Origin of the sequence: Rhodobacter aestuarii (assembly GCF_900156655.1) — a bacterium.
Classification (GTDB): domain Bacteria; phylum Pseudomonadota; class Alphaproteobacteria; order Rhodobacterales; family Rhodobacteraceae; genus Rhodobacter; species Rhodobacter aestuarii.
Window position 1 is genome coordinate 128,975 of sequence record NZ_FTOG01000001.1, and the last position, 17,735, is coordinate 146,709.

The 17,735-nt window shown below is 60.2% G+C and carries 16 protein-coding genes; 14 read left to right on the plus strand and 2 right to left on the minus strand.

What is annotated here, in order from left to right:
* Window positions 1–43: 43 nt before the first annotated feature.
* The gene (locus BW967_RS00525; RefSeq protein WP_076483088.1) at window positions 44–415 is read right to left on the minus strand and encodes a thioredoxin domain-containing protein; all 372 of its coding nucleotides are present in this window, start codon (window positions 413–415) and stop codon (window positions 44–46) included.
* Window positions 416–538: 123 nt separating this feature from the next.
* Between BW967_RS00525 and BW967_RS00530 the strand changes: the two genes are divergently transcribed.
* The 9 genes from BW967_RS00530 (at window position 539) to BW967_RS00570 (ending at window position 8,070) form a co-directional block, all read left to right on the plus strand.
* Window positions 539–1,285 (plus strand): cytochrome c biogenesis CcdA family protein, encoded by a 747-nt coding sequence (locus BW967_RS00530; RefSeq protein ID WP_076483089.1) that lies wholly within the window; start codon window positions 539–541, stop codon window positions 1,283–1,285.
* 1 nt (window position 1,286) lies between these two features.
* Complete coding sequence (locus tag BW967_RS00535; protein WP_076483090.1) at window positions 1,287–1,847, plus strand: SoxW family protein; 561 nt, start codon at window positions 1,287–1,289, stop codon at window positions 1,845–1,847.
* A 119-nt stretch (window positions 1,848–1,966) separates the two neighbouring features.
* Window positions 1,967–2,443 (plus strand): sulfur oxidation c-type cytochrome SoxX, encoded by a 477-nt coding sequence (soxX, locus tag BW967_RS00540; RefSeq protein ID WP_076483553.1) that lies wholly within the window; start codon window positions 1,967–1,969, stop codon window positions 2,441–2,443.
* A 29-nt stretch (window positions 2,444–2,472) separates the two neighbouring features.
* Window positions 2,473–2,892, plus strand: a complete 420-nt coding sequence (soxY, locus tag BW967_RS00545; protein WP_076483091.1) for a thiosulfate oxidation carrier protein SoxY — start codon at window positions 2,473–2,475, stop codon at window positions 2,890–2,892.
* 17 nt (window positions 2,893–2,909) lie between these two features.
* The gene (gene soxZ / locus BW967_RS00550; protein ID WP_076483092.1) at window positions 2,910–3,239 is read left to right on the plus strand and encodes a thiosulfate oxidation carrier complex protein SoxZ; all 330 of its coding nucleotides are present in this window, start codon (window positions 2,910–2,912) and stop codon (window positions 3,237–3,239) included.
* A 26-nt stretch (window positions 3,240–3,265) separates the two neighbouring features.
* Window positions 3,266–4,123 (plus strand): sulfur oxidation c-type cytochrome SoxA, encoded by an 858-nt coding sequence (gene soxA, locus BW967_RS00555; protein WP_076483093.1) that lies wholly within the window; start codon window positions 3,266–3,268, stop codon window positions 4,121–4,123.
* A 58-nt stretch (window positions 4,124–4,181) separates the two neighbouring features.
* On the plus strand, window positions 4,182–5,876 hold the full coding sequence (gene soxB / locus BW967_RS00560) for a thiosulfohydrolase SoxB (protein WP_076483094.1): 1,695 nt from the start codon (window positions 4,182–4,184) through the stop codon (window positions 5,874–5,876).
* 3 nt (window positions 5,877–5,879) lie between these two features.
* Window positions 5,880–7,142 (plus strand): NAD(P)/FAD-dependent oxidoreductase, encoded by a 1,263-nt coding sequence (locus tag BW967_RS00565; protein ID WP_076483095.1) that lies wholly within the window; start codon window positions 5,880–5,882, stop codon window positions 7,140–7,142.
* 16 nt (window positions 7,143–7,158) lie between these two features.
* Window positions 7,159–8,070, plus strand: coding sequence for an MBL fold metallo-hydrolase (locus BW967_RS00570; RefSeq protein WP_076483096.1), 912 nt, complete (start codon window positions 7,159–7,161; stop codon window positions 8,068–8,070).
* On the opposite strand, the gene BW967_RS00575 is transcribed toward BW967_RS00570, so the two are convergent.
* The gene (locus tag BW967_RS00575; RefSeq protein ID WP_076483097.1) at window positions 8,067–9,110 is read right to left on the minus strand and encodes a YeeE/YedE family protein; all 1,044 of its coding nucleotides are present in this window, start codon (window positions 9,108–9,110) and stop codon (window positions 8,067–8,069) included. The genes BW967_RS00570 and BW967_RS00575 overlap by 4 nt on opposite strands.
* A gap of 388 nt (window positions 9,111–9,498) precedes the next feature.
* Here BW967_RS00575 and BW967_RS00580 point away from each other — a divergent pair, with 388 nt between their 5' ends.
* The 5 genes from BW967_RS00580 to BW967_RS00600 all read left to right on the plus strand — a co-directional run bounded on the left by BW967_RS00580 (window position 9,499) and on the right by BW967_RS00600 (window position 17,528).
* Window positions 9,499–11,253, plus strand: coding sequence for a hypothetical protein (locus BW967_RS00580; protein ID WP_076483098.1), 1,755 nt, complete (start codon window positions 9,499–9,501; stop codon window positions 11,251–11,253).
* Between the two features lie 62 nt (window positions 11,254–11,315).
* Entirely contained in the window at window positions 11,316–12,968 is a 1,653-nt protein-coding gene (locus BW967_RS00585; protein ID WP_175610401.1) for an ABC transporter transmembrane domain-containing protein, read from the plus strand.
* Window positions 12,965–15,181: a peptidase domain-containing ABC transporter gene (locus tag BW967_RS00590; RefSeq protein WP_076483100.1), complete on the plus strand. Its 2,217-nt coding sequence runs from the start codon at window positions 12,965–12,967 to the stop codon at window positions 15,179–15,181. The genes BW967_RS00585 and BW967_RS00590 overlap by 4 nt, the downstream gene beginning before the upstream one ends.
* Window positions 15,178–16,602 (plus strand): HlyD family type I secretion periplasmic adaptor subunit, encoded by a 1,425-nt coding sequence (locus BW967_RS00595; RefSeq protein WP_076483101.1) that lies wholly within the window; start codon window positions 15,178–15,180, stop codon window positions 16,600–16,602. The genes BW967_RS00590 and BW967_RS00595 overlap by 4 nt, the downstream gene beginning before the upstream one ends.
* Before the next feature lie 2 nt (window positions 16,603–16,604).
* Complete coding sequence (locus BW967_RS00600) at window positions 16,605–17,528, plus strand: response regulator (protein ID WP_083951834.1); 924 nt, start codon at window positions 16,605–16,607, stop codon at window positions 17,526–17,528.
* Window positions 17,529–17,735 lie beyond the last annotated feature (207 nt).

The following is a 17,735-nucleotide window of genomic DNA, read 5'->3' on the forward strand; positions in this document are numbered from 1 at the left end:
CGGAAAACCGTTACCTACAACCTATCTTTGCGTTGCGTCATATCTACTCGCCTATATCTTCTGCGCCGGGGCTTTGCGCTTGTGCGATCAGCGCGCTGAGCATGGGCCAAAAGAAATCTTCCCCCGGATAGCCTTCGATCCGCCCGGTTTCGGTGCCGTCGTCGAGCAAGATGAAGGTGGGCGTGAAACTGGCCGGGCGTGCCGTGGTCAGCCCCTCTGGCAGGGGCGCGCGCAATTGCACGCGTGTGATCGGCGCCGCTTGCCCTTCAGCCGTAAGTGCATATTTGGGGCCGATCTCTTCTTCCCAACGCGCGCAATAAGCGCAGCCCGGTTGTTCGACCATCAGCAAGCGCAATTCCCCTGCACTGACGGCCAAGGGGGCAAGGAAGAACGCAACCGCAAGGCGAACGAGCATGTTGACAGCCTCATTAGAACATAGAAATATGCTAATAAATCCCCGCCACTTCGGCAAGGCGCGCTTTCAGGGAGGAGAGCGTTTCTCAAGGGGCTTTCAGAGCATGGTTTTTGGGAGGAGACGGTGCTCGATATCACCTTTGGAGGGGCAGCCCTAGCGGGACTGCTGTCGTTTCTGTCACCCTGCATTTTGCCGATGGTGCCGTTTTACCTGTCTTACATGACGGGCCTTTCGGTGGGGGAATTGCGGTCTGGGGGCGCTGTCGCTCCGGGGGCGCAGGGGCGCATCTTGATCCAAGCGCTGGCCTTCGCACTGGGGGTGACCACGATCTTCGTGTTTCTTGGGGTTGGGGCTAGCTTTCTGGGGCAGGCTTTTGGGGCCTTTAAAGAGGTGCTGAGCTGGGCGGCGGCCGCGATCTTGGCGCTGTTCGGGCTGCATTTTCTGGGTATTTTGCGGATCGGGCTGCTGTATCGCGAGGCGCGTGTGCAATCCGATATGAAGCCTACCACCTTGATTGGCGCCTATGTGATGGGGCTGGCCTTCGGCTTTGGCTGGACCCCCTGCGCAGGCCCGCCGCTTGCCGCGATTTTGTTTGTGGCGTCGGGCATGGGCGATCCGCTGCGTGGCGGGCTTTTGCTGCTGATCTATGGGCTCGCCATGACGCTTCCCTTTGTTGTGGCATCGCTTTTTGCCGGGCCGTTTCTGGGCTGGTTTGCCCGCCACCGCGCGGTGATGGGTTATGTCGAAAAAGCGATGGGGGTGATGCTTTTGGTCTTTGCGCTGCTGATCGCCACCAATTCCGTCAGCCTGATTTCGGATTGGCTTTTGAAGACGTTTGACTGGAGTGCCACGCTCGAAGGGGAGCTTTGAGATGAACCACTGGACCACGCTTGCCGCCGCCTTCGCCTTGGTTGCGATGCCCGCTTTTGCCTCCGATTTGGGCGATGATGGGCTGCATAAACCCGATTGGCTGCGCGAAACCTTCAAAGACCTGCGCGAAGACTTGGCCGAGGCCAATGCAGAGGGCAAACGGCTGATGCTGATCTATGAGCAGCGCGGCTGTATCTACTGCACCAAGATGCATGAAGAAGTGTTTCCGGTCCCCGCCATCGACGCGCTGATCCGCGAGCATTACTTCGTCGTGCAGCTCAACCTGTTTGGCGATGTGGAGGTGACAGATTTTGACGGCACCACTGCGAGCGAAAAAGACATGGCGCTGCGCTGGGGGGTGATGTTCACCCCGACACTGATCTTTTTGCCCGAAGAGGTGCCCGAGGGCGAAAGCGCCGCACAAGCCGCCGTTGCAATGATGCCCGGTGCCTTTGGCAAGGGCACGACCGAGGCGCTGCTGACATGGGTGAAAGACCACGGCTATGAGAGCGGCGAGAATTTCCAAAAATATGTCGCAAGCCGCATGACGGTGCAGGAATAGGCTGCAAGCCTTTGAAACTGTAGGGTATATATGAATATTCGCGAAGGCTAATATTTTTATTGCTCCAGTTGTGAAACCTTGGTTATCGTAACCTTAGGGAGAATTCAGGGAGGATGAAAATGACACGTCAGCTTGCGCTGGCGGTCGCAGTGGCTTTGGCTGCTGCGTCCCCAGCTATGTCTGAAACCTCACCCAATGATGTGCAATTTGACGGGGGCGCGGTGGCGCAATCGCTGACCGGTGTGCCGGGCGATCCGACCGCGGGCGTCAAGGTGATGACCACGCGTGCCCTTGGCAATTGCGTGGCTTGCCATCTTGTTTCGGCGCTGCCCGATGTGCCCTTTCCGGGCGATATTGGCCCCGCGCTGGATGGTGCGGCGAGCCGCTATTCCGAGGCGCAACTGCGCGGCATCATCACCAATTCCAAACATACGTTTGAGGGCAGCTTCATGCCCGCCTTCTACAAGACCGAAGGCTATATCCGCCCCGGCGATGCCTATACCGGCAAGGGGGCGGCTGAGCCGCTGCCACCGATCCTGAGCGCGCAGCAAATCGAGGATGTGCTGGCCTATGTGATGACGCTCACCGACGAGTGACGCGGCGCCCAAGCAACAGGGAGAGACCCATGAAACTGACACGACGCGACACGCTTTGGCTCGGACTGGGTGGTTTGGCGACAGCCGCGCTGCCGGGCGCGGGGCTGGCTGCCACGGTGGAAGAACTGACTGCGGGCTTCGCGGGCGGTGCCACACCGGGCACGGGCGGGATTACGTTGACCGCGCCCGAGATTGCTGAAAATGGCAACACCGTCCCGATCGAGGTGTCCGCACCGGGGGCGGTGGCGATCATGTTGATCGCGCCGGGCAACCCAGAACCTTCGGTGGCCACGTTCACCTTTGGCCCTGCGGCAGGCAGCCAGCGCGCCGCCACGCGGATCCGGCTGGCCAAAACGCAAGATGTCTTGGCGCTGGCGAAAATGGCCGATGGCTCGGTCGTGCAGGCGCAATCGACCGTCAAGGTCACCATCGGCGGCTGCGGCGGCTGAGGCAGGGAGGAAACACCATGGCAGACAATGCAAAACCGCGTGTGAAAGTGCCCAAATCCGCCGCGGCGGGTGAGGTGGTCACGGTCAAAGCGCTGATCAGTCACGCGATGGAATCTGGCCAACGCAAAGACAGTTCTGGCAACCCGATCCCGCGGTCGATCATTCACCGCTTCACCTGTGATCTGAACGGGCAAAACGTCATTGATGTGGCGATCAACCCATCGGTCTCCACCAACCCCTATTTCGAATTTGACGCGCGCGTCGATGCGGCGGGGGAATTTGTCTTCACGTGGTACGACGACGACGGCTCGGTCTACACCGAGACGAAGCCGATCGCACTGGCCTGAGCGGCATGGCGTAGGGAGGAAAGCCAATGCATCGCACAAGCATAATGGCCGCCGTTCTGGCGGTTGGGGTCGCGTTTCCAGCACTTGCGACCCCGGTCGAAGATACGCTGGTGATCGAAAGCGACGACGGGCCGGTTGAGATCGTTACCCAAACCACAGCGCCCGCGCATCTTCAGGGCGCGTTGGAAACGATCTATTCGGGCTGGCTGTTTCGCAATGACGAGACGCGCGATTTGGAGCGGGATGATTTCGACAATCCCGGCATGGTCTTTGTTGATCGCGGGCGCGACACATGGAACGCCGAGATCGGGGCCAAGGGGGAAAGTTGCGCCTCTTGCCATGGCGGGCCGGAAAGCCTGAAAGGGCTGCGCGCCGTGCTGCCGCGTGTCGACGAAAAGACCGGCGCGTTGATGACGATGGAAAACTACATCGACACCTGCTTGACCGAGCGGATGGGGCTGGAAAGCTGGGGATGGACCTCGACCAATATGAGCGACATGCTCGCGCTGATTTCGATGCAGTCGCGGGGCATGCCGGTCAATGTGGCGATTGATGGGGCCGCCGCACCCTATTGGGAGCAGGGCAAAGAAATCTACTACACCCGCTTTGGTCAGCTTGAGATGGCCTGCGCCAACTGCCACGAGCAATATTACGGCCATATGATCCGCGCAGATCATCTCAGCCAAGGGCAGATCAACGGCTTCCCGGTCTATCGGCTCAAGGACTCGGCGCTGTTGTCGGCGCAAAAGCGTTTTGTTGGCTGCGTGCGCGACACCCGCGCCGAGACCTTCAAACCCAATTCGCCAGAGTTCAAAGCCTTGGAGCTTTACGTTGCCTCGCGTGGCAATGGGCTTTCGGTCGAGGGCGTGTCGGTGCGCCATTGACCCTTGCGCGGCCGTTTGTCCCGAAGGCGGCCGCGCTTTCATCTGTGGGGAGAACCGGATGATTACCCGGCGCGAATTTCTTCAAGCCTCGCTGGCCACCTCAATGCTGTGGGGGGCTTCGGGCATCGGTAACTGGTCGCGGCTCGCCGCACAGCAGGCGCTGAGCCAAGACAAGCTTCTGGAATTTGACGATTTTGGCAATGTGACGCTGATCCATATCACCGATATCCATGCGCAGATGCGCCCGATTTGGTTTCGGGAGCCGGAATGGAACATCGGTGTGGGCGCGGCGCAGGGCCAGCCACCGCATGTGGTCGGCAAAGAGTTCTTGCAGATGTTCCAGATCGCGCCGCAAAGCCCCGAGGCCTATGCGCTGACCTATGAGGATTTTTCGGCGCTTGGTCGGGAATATGGCAAAATGGGCGGGCTGGATCGGGTGGCGACCGTGGTGGCGGCCATTCGCGCCGCACGGCCAGAGGCGCTTTTGCTTGATGGCGGCGACACGTGGCACGGATCGATGACCTCTTTCCTGACCAAGGGCCAGGATATGGTCAACGCCATGAACCTGCTTGGCGTTGAGGCCATGACCTCGCATTGGGAATGGACCTATGGCGCAGATCGGGTGCGCGAAATCGTGGAAAACGATCTGCAATTTCCGTTCCTTGGCGCGAATATCTTTGATGCGGAATGGGATGAACCCGCTTTTGAGCCCTATCAGATGTTTGAGCGTGGTGGTGTGCAGGTGGCGGTGATCGGGCAGGCCTTCCCCTATATGCCGATTGCCAATCCGCGCTGGATGTTCCCCGAATACAGCTTTGGCATCCGCGAAGAACGGATGCAGGAAATGGTCGATGAAGTGCGCGCCAAGGGCGCCGATCTTGTCGTCTGCCTAAGCCACAATGGCTTTGACGTGGACCGCAAGATGGTCAGCCGCGTGCAGGGCATTGATGTGATCTTGACCGGCCACACCCATGACGCGGTGCCCGAACCTGTGGTGATTGGCGAGACGATCTTGATCGCCTCTGGCTCCAACGGGAAATTCGTCTCGCGCGTTGATCTCGATGTCCGTGATGGGCGGATGATGGGTTTCCGCCACAAGCTGATCCCGATCTTTGCCGATGTCATTACGCCCGACCCCGAGATGGCGGCGCTGATCGAGGCGGAACGCGCCCCCTTCAAGGCGCAGTTGGAAGAAGAGATCGGCACCACCGAGAGCCTGCTTTATCGGCGGGGCAATTTCCAAGGCACGTGGGATGATCTGATCTGCGATGCGATCCGCTCCGAACGGGATGCGCAGATCGCGCTGTCTCCGGGGGTGCGCTGGGGGCCTTCGCTTTTGCCCGGCGATGCGATCACCCGCGAAGACATTCATAACGTCACCTCGATGACTTATGGCCAGTGCTACCGCACCGAAATGACGGGTGAGGTGATCAAAACGATCCTTGAGGACGTGGCCGACAACATCTTCAACACAGATCCTTATTACCAGCAGGGTGGTGACATGGTGCGAGTGGGCGGCATCGGCTTTACCTGCGACGTGGCCAAACCGATCGGAAGCCGCATCTCTGAGATGGTGCTGACCGATACGGGGGCGACGGTCGATGCCGCCAGTTCTTATACGGTCGCCGGCTGGGCCTCGGTCAACGAGGGCACCGAGGGGCCGCAAATTTGGGATGTGATCGAGGCGCATGTGAAAAAGCTCGGCACCGTGCGGGTCGCGCCGTCTGATACTGTCCGTGTTACGGGGCTATAGCCGATGCGCGGGGGCCTGACACGCCGCCGCATTTTGGCTGCGGGCGCGGGGCTTGCGGTCGGCTTGGTCGCGCCGGCTGTTCGCGGGCAGGGCCTGCCACGGGTGCTTGTTATCGGTGGGGGAGCGGGCGGCGCGTCATGTGCGCGTACCCTTGCCGAAGCGGGGGGCGTGGCCGTGACGCTGCTAGAACGCGCTCCCCGCTACACGACCTGCTTTTTCTCAAACCATGTGATTGGCGGGCTGCGTCCGCTTGAAAGCCTGCAATTTGGCTATGAGGGTCTGGCGCGCGCCGGGGTGCATGTTGTGATTGGCGAAGCGGTGGCGGCGGAGCGTTCGGCTCGGTTGGTGCGGCTCGCTACGGGTGAGGGGCTCACCTATGATCGGTTGGTTGTCTCGCCGGGGATTGATTTTGTCCCGGATGCGGTGCCCGGCTGGTCTGAAGACGTGGCCGAGATCATGCCGCATGCGTGGAAGGCGGGGCCGCAGACGCTTTTGCTCAAACGCCAGATCGAGGCGATGCCCGAAGGCGGCACTTTCGCCTTGATCGCGCCGCCAGCGCCCTATCGGTGCCCGCCCGCCCCCTATGAACGGGTGAGCATGATCGCGCATCGGCTCAACCAGGTGAACCCCACGGCAAAGATCCTGATCTTTGATCCCAAGGATCATTTCTCCAAACAGACGCTCTTTGAAAACGGCTGGGGCAAATACACCAATGGCATGGTGACATGGTTCGGCCCCGAATTTGGCGCAGCGGATATTGAGGTGCGCCCCGAGACGATGGAGGTTTTGGTTGAGGGGGAGGCTGAGAAGGTCGACGTCTGCAATGTGATCCCGGCGCAGCAGGCGGGAAAACTTACCCATCTTGCCGGGCTCACCGATGCGACGGGTTGGGCTCCGGTGGACCCGTTCACGATGCGCTCTTTGGCCGATCCCAACATCTGGGTTTTGGGCGATGCCAGCGCGCAGGGCGCGATGCCCAAAGGCGCTTTCGCCGCGCATTCGCAGGCGCAGATGGCCGCAGCCGCAATCCGGCGCGACCTTTTCGGGGCAGGGGATCTGCCTGATCATTACAGCAATATCTGTTGGTCCGTGCTTGCCCCGGGGGATGCGGTGAAGCTTGGTGGGATTTATGTGCCGCGCGCCGACGGTATCACCCAGACCGAAAGCGTTATTTCGGCGGCGGGCGAGGATGCTGCCACCCGCCAAGCCACCTATGAAGAGGCGCAAACATGGTATGGCGCCTTCACGCAAGACATCTTTGGTTGAGCCGGAAAGGAGCGCCATGATCGCCCGTCGCCGCTTTTTAATGACTGCCGCCGCAGTGCTTGCCGCGCCGCCGCGGCTTTGGGCCAATACCAGCCTAGAGCAAGGTGCTGTGCGCATTGATACGCTCTCGGACGGGTCTTTGATGCTTTCGCCCGGCTTTTTGTTTGGCGCGATGCCGCAGGCGGAATTGCATGAAATCCTCGCACGTTATGGCGCGCCGCTTGATCGCTTTGATCCGCCGTGTAATGTGACGCTCTACCGCGATGGCATGCATACGGTGCTGTTCGATGTGGGGGCTGGCCCCGATTTTCAGCCGACAGCAGGCAAATTGACCGAGGCGCTTTCGGTCTTGGGGCTTGCGCCTGAAGACATTACCCATGTGCTTTTTACCCATGGGCACCCAGACCATCTGTGGGGCGTTTTGGATGAGTTCGATGAGCCCGTTTTCCCCAATGCGCTGCATATGATGGGGCGGATCGAACATGATTTCTGGGCCGACCCCGAGATAGTGAACCGTATCGACGCACCGCGCCAAGGCTATGCGGTGGGGGCGCTGCGGCGGTTGCAGACGCTTGGCGAGATCCGCTTGCTGGAAGCGGGGGAGGAGGCTCTGCCCGGTATAAGCGCGCAGCTCACCCCCGGCCATACGCCGGGGCATATGGCGTTTCGTATCGAAGGGCCAAAGCCTGCGCTGGTGCTGGGCGATTGTCTCTCGAACCACCATGTCGCCTTTGAGCGGCCCGAATGGCTGACCGGCTCGGACCATGATCGGGAAACCGCCGCCGCAACGCGGGTCGCGCTGTTGGCGGAACTGGCCAGCGAAGAGATCGCCTTGATTGGCTACCATTTGCCCGGCGGGGGGATTGGTCGGGTGGAGCGGGCCAATGGCTCCATCGGGCAGGGCTATCGGTTTGCTTTGGACTTTTAGCGCTGATCCACCAGCCGGTCGGTCGCCATCGCGCCGATCCACATGCACAAAAGCGCAAGCCATGCCGTTGCTGTTCCAATGGAGGTGCCAGTGACCCCCGCGCCAATCGCGCAGCCGCCTGCCAGCATCGCCCCAAACCCCATCAAAACCGAACCGAACATGGAGCGCCGCATCTGGCTTTCGCGCTCGAAGCCTTGAAATTTTAACTCCCGCGTCAGCGCGGCGGCGAAAAACGCCCCAAGAAACACGCCGGGCACCAGCCCAACATCGAAATCGAGCTTCGGGGTGGGCTCGAGGAAAAACATCAAGGTGCTGGCCGAAGGCCCGGAAAACGTGGCCGAGGTGACGGAAACCGGCTCAAAGGCCACTTGCGACAGCGCGAAGGTCAATACCCAGCCCAAGGCCACGGCAAAGCCGACACCCGAGGCAAAGGTGAGCGTGGAAAAGCCGATCTGATTGCGCCGCGCCAGCCAAAGTGCCAGCGCTGCGCAACCGGCCCCGAGCCCCAAAGCGCTGCCTTTTGGTAACGAAAGGGCCGCGAAAAGCTCAAGATTATGTCCGCCCGGTGTGACCCAAAGCCCGGCCAGCCATTGCCGCAAAGGTGCGAGCCAGCCATGCAGTGCCATCTGCGCCGTGACGGCGAAAATCAGCCCCGAAACCACGGCGCGCAAATTGCCGGTGGCCGCCAGCACCAAAAGCCGCCCCGAGCAGCCACGCGCCAGCACCATGCCGACCCCAAACATCAGCCCGCCGATCACCGCCCCGGACCAGCTGCCCGCAACCGCCATCATCCGCGCATCTTCGGCGCGAAACAGCCCAAGCATTTGCGCCGATTGCACCCAGATCAGCGCGGTTGAAAAGGTGAGCAGCCAGACCGCGACCGGTCGGCCTAGGTTGCCGCGGGCAAAGTCGATCGTTGCCGCGCGCAGGCAAAAAGAAGACCGCTGTGCCGCAACGCCGAAAACCGCCCCTGTCAGCACCCCAAACAGGGCGGACAGGATCGGTTCTTCGATCCAGTCAAGCAGCGGCGTGATCTCCATGCGTCCTCCCCGACGCGGGTCTCCCTAAGTGGGCATGGTGGCGCAAAATGGCGGAAATGTCATCTCTGTGTACCGCGCAGCCAAAGGCGCGGCGGCGATGCGTGATCGACCACATTCGATTGTGCGCAAATGACGTTAAGCACGCTGCAAATAGGTGGTGGGTGCTTCATTTCACATGAGGTCAGGCGCGGTTTGCGTTGGAGCTTTTTGTAGTGCCTTCTTTTTAAATGTAAAATTTTGGCGTGTGCGTCGTGCGGGTGAAATGCGCTGTCGTGATCGCGGCTCTCTCTGCGGGTGGGGTTGGGACGCTATCGTTACGTCAATTTACGTTTTGACAACACTTCGGGCACACCCTTGAAGCGTAAGTACGAGTGATCGGGAGGGTGAAATGGCCAAAGTTGCCTATACCGAGGGCCTGAATGCCAAGCGGTATGACGCCGATGAAGCCGATATTGGCGATGGCGTGACTGCGGGCGCTGTTCAAGGGGATCGTCCCGCATTGATGGGCACCTCTGCCGCAGGTCCAAACGGCGGACATGCTGCGGAGGTGTCCGTGATGCGTGCCGCCGCGCTTGCCTCCGAAAGCAAAACCAGTTTTGTCAGTGAACCCGTAGCCCCCCTTTCCGTTTTGGAAACGGATATGCCGGGGCGGAGCTTTGCCTCCGCCGATATGGGGCCCGCGAATGCGTCTATTCGGCCGCTGAATGCACCGCCCATTGGCAATGCGCCGACCGCGCGCCTTGCGGATGGCCAGTCGGTGACGATGGATGAGGGCGGTTTCGTCACGCTGGATCCGGGGCCGCCTGTCTCTCCGCCTGCGATTGATCCTGAAACGGATGACCTTCCCTCGCAGCCCCAGCCGCCGTCGGACCCCGTTGTGGACGATACGAGCGATGACCCGACGCCTGCGGATGATCCTGTGCCGCCAGTGGTCGATGATGGGTCCACCCCGGTGATGCCGGACACCGATCCGGGGGAAGATGATCTTCCGCCCGGTGACACGGATGGCCCGGTCGATGATGGTGTCGACCCTGAGCCAGATACGGATGACCTTCCTCCGCAGCCCGAGCCGCCGTCAGACCCCGTTGTGGACGATACGAGCGATGACCCGACGCCTGCGGATGACCCTGTGCCGCCAGAGGTCGATGATGGGTCCACCCCGGTGATGCCGGACACAGATCCGGGGGAAGACGGTCTTCCGTCCGGTGACACAGATGGCCCGGTCGATGATGGTGTCGACCCCGTGCCAGATACGGATGACCTTCCTCCGCAGCCCGAGCCGCCGTCAGACCCCGTTGTGGACGATACGAGCGATGACCCGACGCCTGCGGATGACCCTGTGCCCCCAGAGGTCGATGATGGGTCCACCCCGGTGATGCCGGACACAGATCCGGGGGAAGACGGTCTTCCGCCCGGTGACACAGATGGCCCGGTCGATGATGGTGTCGACTCCGTGCCAGATACGGATGACCTTCCTCCGCAGCCCGAGCTGCCGTCAGACCCCGTTGTGGATGACACGAGCGATGACCCGACGCCTGCGGATGACCCAGTGCCTGATACGGATTCCGATGGAACTGGCGATGATCCCACCGCCGATCCGCCTGTCGATGATCATTCTCCGGAGGACGAGCCGGGGGATGGGGACACCGATCCCACCCCCAATGACAGTACTGGCGACCCAGAGGATGATGCCGGGTCTGATCCGGACAAAGGAAACGGTCAGGGCAAGGACGGGGACAAGAAAACCTATGTTGACCCGAACAGTGGCCGTGATGGTGCGGAGCCCGGCCCCGCCGATGTTTACAAGGTGATCACCGATGAGGATGGGGTGACCACGGTCACCTCGCCCACTGACAAGCGGGGCGGTGGCAAGACTAGCGATGATGGTGGTCTTGATCCCGACATTGATGTGGATGGGTTGTTTGGGGACTTCACCAATCTGGAGAAGGACGGGGCACCCGGGAACGGCAATGGCCGGGGGAATGAAAAATCGGCGGAGCTAGACGACCTGTCCATACCTTTCGCTGCGGATGGGGGCGAAGACAACGTCTTCATGGGCGACGATATGGACGGCTTCGATTCCGATGTCGGCTCGGCCTTGGATATGGCGCATGACCATGGACCGCATGTGAATTTTTTCTGAAGCCCGACCTTTCGGTTGGCGTGTGAGAGTGACGAGTGCAAAGGGTAGGTTTGAAGTGGGATGTGGTCCCGTTGGTCGTCGCGACGCTTCTGATCGTCGCGCTGGAACTGGTGATCCCGGTCACGGTGCGCCAGGTCTATGACACGTTCATTCCACACCAATCGCTCGACTCCCTGAATGTGCTGATGACCGCTGCCGTCGGCTTTTTGCTCGTGGATGCGTTTTTGCGCTGGGCGCGGGCAAATCTTCAGGCATGGCAGGGCGCCCGGCGGGCGCATGCCGCGGGCACCCGGATGATTGACGCGCTGCTGCAAGGGAATGTGGCGCCGAGCCGGAACAACATCGGCGGAAAGCTTGCGCTGATCAATCTGGTGCGCGGATATCATGCCGGGGGCGGGGGCAGTTTAGCCGTGACGCTTGCCGAATTGACGATGATCCCGCTGATGCTGGTGCTGATTGCGCTGATCGCGGGCAAGCTGGCGCTGGTGTCGCTTACGCTGATTGCCGTTTTCTGTGTGGTCATGGTGGTCGCGGGTCGGTTCTTGCGCGATGCCCGCGATGCGCGCCGGGCAGAGGATGCTGTCCGGCTTGATATGATGGTGGAGACGCTGGGGGCGGCGCAGTCGATCAAGGCGCTTTCGGCGGAGCGGGTCATGGCTGCGCGGCATGCGGGGCTAAAATACACCTCGGCGCGTTGGCAGTTTGAGGTGGGCCGTTTCCAAACGCTTGTTTTCGATATCACGCAAATCTTCGGCACGGTGATGATCTTGGCCGTGGTCTTTGTGGGCGCGGGGATGGTGCTTGATAAAGACCTGACGGTCGGTGCGCTTTTGGCGGCGATCATTCTTTCCGGTCGCTCGGTCGTGCCGATGCAAAAGGCGCTGGGCGCGCTGCATCGCAGCCAAGCGCAACGTAGCGAGCGCAAGCAGGTCGAGGCGCTGCTCGCCACCCCTGCCAGCGCTGCAGTGACGACCGTTTCTGCGGCCTTGCCCGAAAACGAGGGCAAGCTGGCGCTGCACGGCGTGCGGATCATGGAGGCCGAGGGGGAAGCGCCGCTTCTCGACACAGTCGATTTTGCCTTTCCTGCCCGTCAATTCAGCCTGCTGGATGGTTTGGATCATGCGCAGGCGATGACGGTGTTCAAAACGCTGTCCGGTTTGCAGCGGCCAGAACAGGGGGCGGTGCAGCTGAATGGCGCCGATCTGCTGCAACTGCCCGAAGCCTGCCGGGCGCAGCAGATTGCCTATCTGCAAGCTGAAACGGTGCTCTATCGTGGTACGATCTTGGAAAATTTGACCCGCTTCGGACAGGTGAAAATGTCCGATGCGCAATTCGTGATGCGGCAATTGCGGTTGGATGAAGATCTGAACGTGCTGCCGCGGGGCTTGCAAACCGTATTGCGGGGCGATGGCGGCGATCCGGTGCCGCCGGGGTTGCGCGAACGTATTGCGCTGGCGCGCAGCTTGGCGCCTCGGCCGCGGGTGATCCTGTTCAATCATGCGGACAGCGGTTTGGACCGACGCAGTTATACCGCGCTTTACGAATTGCTGGCCAAACTGCGTGGTCACGCAACGATTATCATGGCCAGCGATGATGAAACGCTGCGCTCGCTTGCGCAGCATTGCTTTGTTTGTGAGGGCGGCGGGTTGCGTGCGAACGAAGGGGTCTGCCCGCCGAGCCGACCGCAGACGCGCTATCGTGAGTTGCGGCTATGAGAGATTTGCCGCTCGATATGCTGGCGCAATTGCGCCATGGGGCGCCAAGCGAACCAAAGCTTGGGCATGCTGAAAGTGCGGCGCAATTGTTTTATGCGCGGTTGAAGGGGGCCGATTGGCACGTGACGCCAGACGCCGAGCCCTTGGCGCTTTGTTTTTGCATGCTGGTCTTGCGGCTCAAACCAACCCTGCATCCGCGCAGCTTGGCGGCAATCATCAATGCGTCCGCAGATCACGGGTTTGACCGCATGGCCTTGGTCAACACGATGGCCGCGCTGGGTTACCGCTATGATCGCGTGCGGTTGATGCTGACGGATCTGGATATTCGGGTGCTGCCGGCGCTGATTGTGGGGCGCGATGGGCAGGCCTTGGTCTATTATCGCGATGGCGATGATATCGCACTTTTTGATGGTGCGACGCGCCAGCTCGTCGATCCTACGCAATATCGGCAAGAGGTTGAGGTTTATCTGTTTTCGCGTCTGAACCCAGACGATTTAGCGACCTCTCAAACGCGCCGTGAGGCCACGCAGCAGGCATGGTTCCTGTCTTTGTTCAGCCGGTTCTGGCCGCATCTGCGCAGCGTGGTTTTGATGGGCATCAGCCTCAATCTGCTGGCGCTTTTGGTGCCAGCGCTGATCTTGGCCGTTTATGCCTTTGTGATCGACAGCGGCCAGATCGCGCCTTTGCAATATTTGGCGGCGGGCGCGGCGTTGCTTTTGGGCTTTGAGTTCACGCTGCGGCGGCTGCGCTCTCGGGTGCTGACATGGATGATGGCGCGGCTCGATTATCTTGTGGGCGTCAGCAGCTATGACAAGCTTCTGGGCCTTTCCGCCGAGGCGTTGAATACGGCGGGCGTGTCGTCTCAAATCGCGCGGATCAAGACCTTTGAGGCGGTGCGCGATTTTCTGTGCGGGCCCTTGATCCTCTCGGCGATAGAGCTGCCGGTCACGGTTTTGGCGCTGGTCGCCTTGTTCTGGATTGGAGGTACGCTCGCGGTGCCGATCCTTGTCGCCATTATCGTGCTTGTGGCGATTACGCTTATTGCACGGCGCGGCATTGCGGTGCGCATTCGCCAAAGCGCGGTCGAAGGCTCGAAGATGCAGCAGTTCATCTTGGATACCTTCACGCGACTTGAAAGCATTCGTCTTGATGGGCTGGCGGGGATCTGGATGGACCGGTTTTTGCATCTGTCGGGGCGTGAGCAATTTGCCATGCTGCGGATGAGCCGGCTTGCCGCCACGGCGGAGATTTTGGCGCATCTGACGGTGGGGCTTGCGACGCTTGGGCTGCTTTTCATTGGCACGAAGCAGATTTGGGCCGGGGAGCTTGCTGCTGGAGCCTTGATCGCGGCGATGATGTTGCAATTGCGGGCCTTGGCGCCCTTGCATGCGATTGTTGGGATGCTGCCGCGCATCGAACAACTCCGCAATGCCATTGAGCAGATCGACCGGCTGATGGATATGTCGGAAGAAATTGACCTCAATGACCATGAAGAGGTGAATGCGGCGGCGCTGAACGGACAGATCCGCATTCGCAATGTTTCGCTGCGCTATGGTCCCAAGGTGCCTGCGGTGCTCTCGGGCTTTTCTATTGATATTGCCGAGGGGGAGGTGATCGGGATCACCGGCGGCAATGGCAGTGGCAAAAGCACCCTGCTCAAACTGCCGCTGGGGCTGAGCACGCCGCAGCTTGGGGCGGTGCAATTGGGCGGGTTTGATATTCGCCAGTTCAATGCGGCAGAGCTGCGCGAGCGGGTCGCCTATTTTCCGCAGACGGTGGATTTGTTCAGCGGCACGCTGGCCGACAATTTGCGGATTGCGATGCCGATTGCCCGCAATGCCGATTTGGAGGCCGCGCTCGAAGAAGCTGGTGCCTTGAACCAGTTACGCAGCTTGCCCGATGGGCTGCAAACGGTGGTGGACCCGGCACGGCTTTCGGCCAGCCAACCTTTGTTGCGCGAGCGGATTGGCCTTGCGCGCGCGCTGTTGCGCCCGGCGCAGGTGCTGTTGATTGATGAGCGGCCCGCGATGGCACTTTTGGCCGGGTTGGATCGGGATATCGAACGGGTTTTGAAACAAAGCCGGGGTCATAAAACCACGCTTTTTGTCAGTTCGCGCACCGATTTTCTGCGCCTTGCGGATCGGGTGATTGCGATGACCGGCGACGGGCGCGCGCAGGTGGGCCCACTCGATAAGATTATGAGGACAGCATGAGCTATTCGGATCAAACTGCGCTGGCTGTTTCGGCCTCGGCTGGGGGGCTTCAACCTGCGGGCGGTGTGTCTTTGGGGGCCGCGAAAAGTGGCCGTCGCCGCAAGCGCAATATCCAGTTGCGCCATTTGGCCGAAAGCATTCGCCTTGAAGAGCGCACCGATGGGATTGGATTGCAGGCGGCGATTTGGCTTTGTGCGGCCATGTTGGTCGCCATCACCCTTTGGGCGGGGCGGGCAGAATTGCCGATTGTCGTGCAGGCTCCGGGGCAGATCATGCCCGCCAGCTTTGAACGTGAATTGGTGCATCGTGAAGCTGGGCGGTTGGTTGAATTGGCGGTGCGTCCCGGTGAAAAGGTGGCGCAGGGGCAATTGATCGCGCGGCTTGATGACGACGATCTGGTGGCGGATTTGCAGTTGCAGGCGCGCCAGCGGCTTTCGTTTTTGTTGCGGATTGAGCGCCTGACAGCCTTTGTAGAGGCGCGCGACCCCGATTTTCGCACGGGCGACCCGTCTGCGCCTTTTGCGGCAGAAGAGCTTGTTTCCGCGCGCAATGCATGGGCGGCGATGAAAACCGCGCTGCACGATCAGACCACAATCGTCTCGGAACAGCTGGCGAAGGCTGTGCGCGAGCAAGGCATCGTTACCAGCCGGATCGCCGCGCAAAAGGACCTGTTGGCGTCTATGGAAGACCTGCTTGGGCGTAAGGAGGTTCTGTTTGCCAAAGAATTGGTCGCTTATCCGGTGATTATCGAGGCGCGGCAGGCGGTGATTTCGGCCAAGGCCGAGCTGGAGGTTCTGGAGCGTCAGTTTGAGCGTAGCGTGAATTCGATCCGGGAGTTGGACGCTCGGCTTTTGGCGGTGACAAGCGAGCGGCAAGCCTCTGCGCGGCAAGACCTTGAGGTGGCGCGGGCCGGGCTTGCGGAAACCGATGTGCGGATTGCGACGCTCTCCTCTGCCATCGAGATGCGCCGCATTCGCGCGCCGATTGACGGCACGGTCAAGCTGCCAGAGCGGCTGGCTGTGGGCGATTATATCGGGGCAGGGCGCCCGATTGGCCATATTGTCCCGACGACGGATCGGCTTGTCGCGCGGGTTAGAATTCCGGCGGAAGATATTGCAAATATCGCGCCGGGGATGTCGGTCGAACTTAAAATAACCGCGCTAGATTACACGCGATTTGGGACGATCTCTGGTATTTTAGAGACTTTATCGCCTGCGGCCATGTTGGCCGAAAATGGGGCAGTCTACTTTACGGCGGAGGTTTCGCCTAATGTTGAATATATTGATTATCAAGGGCGAGAATTAAAATTGATTCCGGGAATGACTGTGGAGGCTGGTCTTATTAATGGGTCGCGAACCATTCTGGAATACCTTTTTAATCCAATAAATCAAGCGGTGTATGGTGCGTTTCACGAGGGTTGAATATGTTGGAAGCAGGATCAGAGAGCTTTAAGGTCGCCTCCACCATTATGGCGGTGGATGATGATCCTGTGGCATTGTTGATGATTTCCGAGCTTCTCAAGAAGCTTGGCTATCAAACGCTTACGGCCACCAGCGGTTCGGCGGCGCTTGAGATGATGGAGCAGGGCTCTGTGCCGCAAGTTTTGTTGCTGGATCGACAAATGCCCGGCTTGAGCGGCATGGATGTCGTCCATCACCTGAAAGAAAAGAAGCAGTTCGCTCGGATTCCCGTGATTATGGTGACGGGTTCAGATGATCCGAAAGAAATCCGCGAAGGCATTGATGCGGGGGTCTTTTACTACTTGCACAAGCCGGCGCATGTGGGCGTTTTGTCTTCGGTTCTGGCGGCAGCTTTGCGGCAGGCAAGCGAAAGCACCGCCCTCGTGCATGAAACTGTGCCGCAAGTTGGCTTTGACCTGTGCGAAGCCGCGAAATGGACGTTTCGCACCCCGCGCGAAGCCACGGCCTTGGCCGCCACCATCGCGAATTATTTTCCGGATCCTGATCGCAGTGTCGATGGCATTGGGGCGCTTTTGCTCAATGCGGTAGAGCATGGGATTTGCGCGATCGGTTTTGAGGAAAAGGGGCGGTTGCTTGAGGAAGGGCAGCTTTCGCAGAGCATCAAGGAACGGCTGATCCAGAACCCCGATACCCGCGCAACCGCCGCGATTTCGCGCCGGGACGATGGGATGATGCTGATCGTCGATGACCCGGGCGCGGGCTTCAATTGGAGCGAATTTACGACGCTGGACCTGTCGCGTTCAAGTGCATCGCATGGTCGGGGCATCGCGCGAGCAAAAGCCATGGCTTTCGATGATTTAAAATTCAACGAGGCCGGGAACCGCGCCATCGCTTTCATGCGGTATAATGCGACTTTTGAGTGGTGAGGCGGTTCGATGCCCTTTTCTGAAGGCCTTGCTGGCGCTGCGACAAATAAAGGAAAATACGCCGATACATGGTGGTTGCGTTGGTCCTTGGTCGCCGTATTGGGTGTGTTGACGATTGTTGGCTTGAATGTCTACTTTTTACGAGCCGATTACGAGGAATATGTAGCAGGTCAGAACGTTCATATTTCAGAAGAAATATCGAAGCAG

Bases quoted from the DNA above. Each gene is read 5' to 3' on its own strand.
- soxY (WP_076483091.1), top strand. From the start codon at position 2,473: ATGAAACTGACACGACGCGACACGCTTTGGCTCGGACTGGGTGGTTTG.
- soxZ (WP_076483092.1), top strand. From the start codon at position 2,910: ATGGCAGACAATGCAAAACCGCGTGTGAAAGTGCCCAAATCCGCCGCG.
- BW967_RS00565 (WP_076483095.1), top strand. From the start codon at position 5,880: ATGCGCGGGGGCCTGACACGCCGCCGCATTTTGGCTGCGGGCGCGGGG.
- BW967_RS00580 (WP_076483098.1), top strand. From the start codon at position 9,499: ATGGCCAAAGTTGCCTATACCGAGGGCCTGAATGCCAAGCGGTATGAC.
- BW967_RS00600 (WP_083951834.1), top strand. From the start codon at position 16,605: ATGTTGGAAGCAGGATCAGAGAGCTTTAAGGTCGCCTCCACCATTATG.
- BW967_RS00525 (WP_076483088.1), bottom strand. From the start codon at position 415: ATGCTCGTTCGCCTTGCGGTTGCGTTCTTCCTTGCCCCCTTGGCCGTC.
- soxX (WP_076483553.1), top strand. From the start codon at position 1,967: ATGACACGTCAGCTTGCGCTGGCGGTCGCAGTGGCTTTGGCTGCTGCG.
- BW967_RS00590 (WP_076483100.1), top strand. From the start codon at position 12,965: ATGAGAGATTTGCCGCTCGATATGCTGGCGCAATTGCGCCATGGGGCG.
- BW967_RS00575 (WP_076483097.1), bottom strand. From the start codon at position 9,110: ATGGAGATCACGCCGCTGCTTGACTGGATCGAAGAACCGATCCTGTCC.
- soxB (WP_076483094.1), top strand. From the start codon at position 4,182: ATGATTACCCGGCGCGAATTTCTTCAAGCCTCGCTGGCCACCTCAATG.
- BW967_RS00535 (WP_076483090.1), top strand. From the start codon at position 1,287: ATGAACCACTGGACCACGCTTGCCGCCGCCTTCGCCTTGGTTGCGATG.
- BW967_RS00595 (WP_076483101.1), top strand. From the start codon at position 15,178: ATGAGCTATTCGGATCAAACTGCGCTGGCTGTTTCGGCCTCGGCTGGG.
- BW967_RS00570 (WP_076483096.1), top strand. From the start codon at position 7,159: ATGATCGCCCGTCGCCGCTTTTTAATGACTGCCGCCGCAGTGCTTGCC.
- soxA (WP_076483093.1), top strand. From the start codon at position 3,266: ATGCATCGCACAAGCATAATGGCCGCCGTTCTGGCGGTTGGGGTCGCG.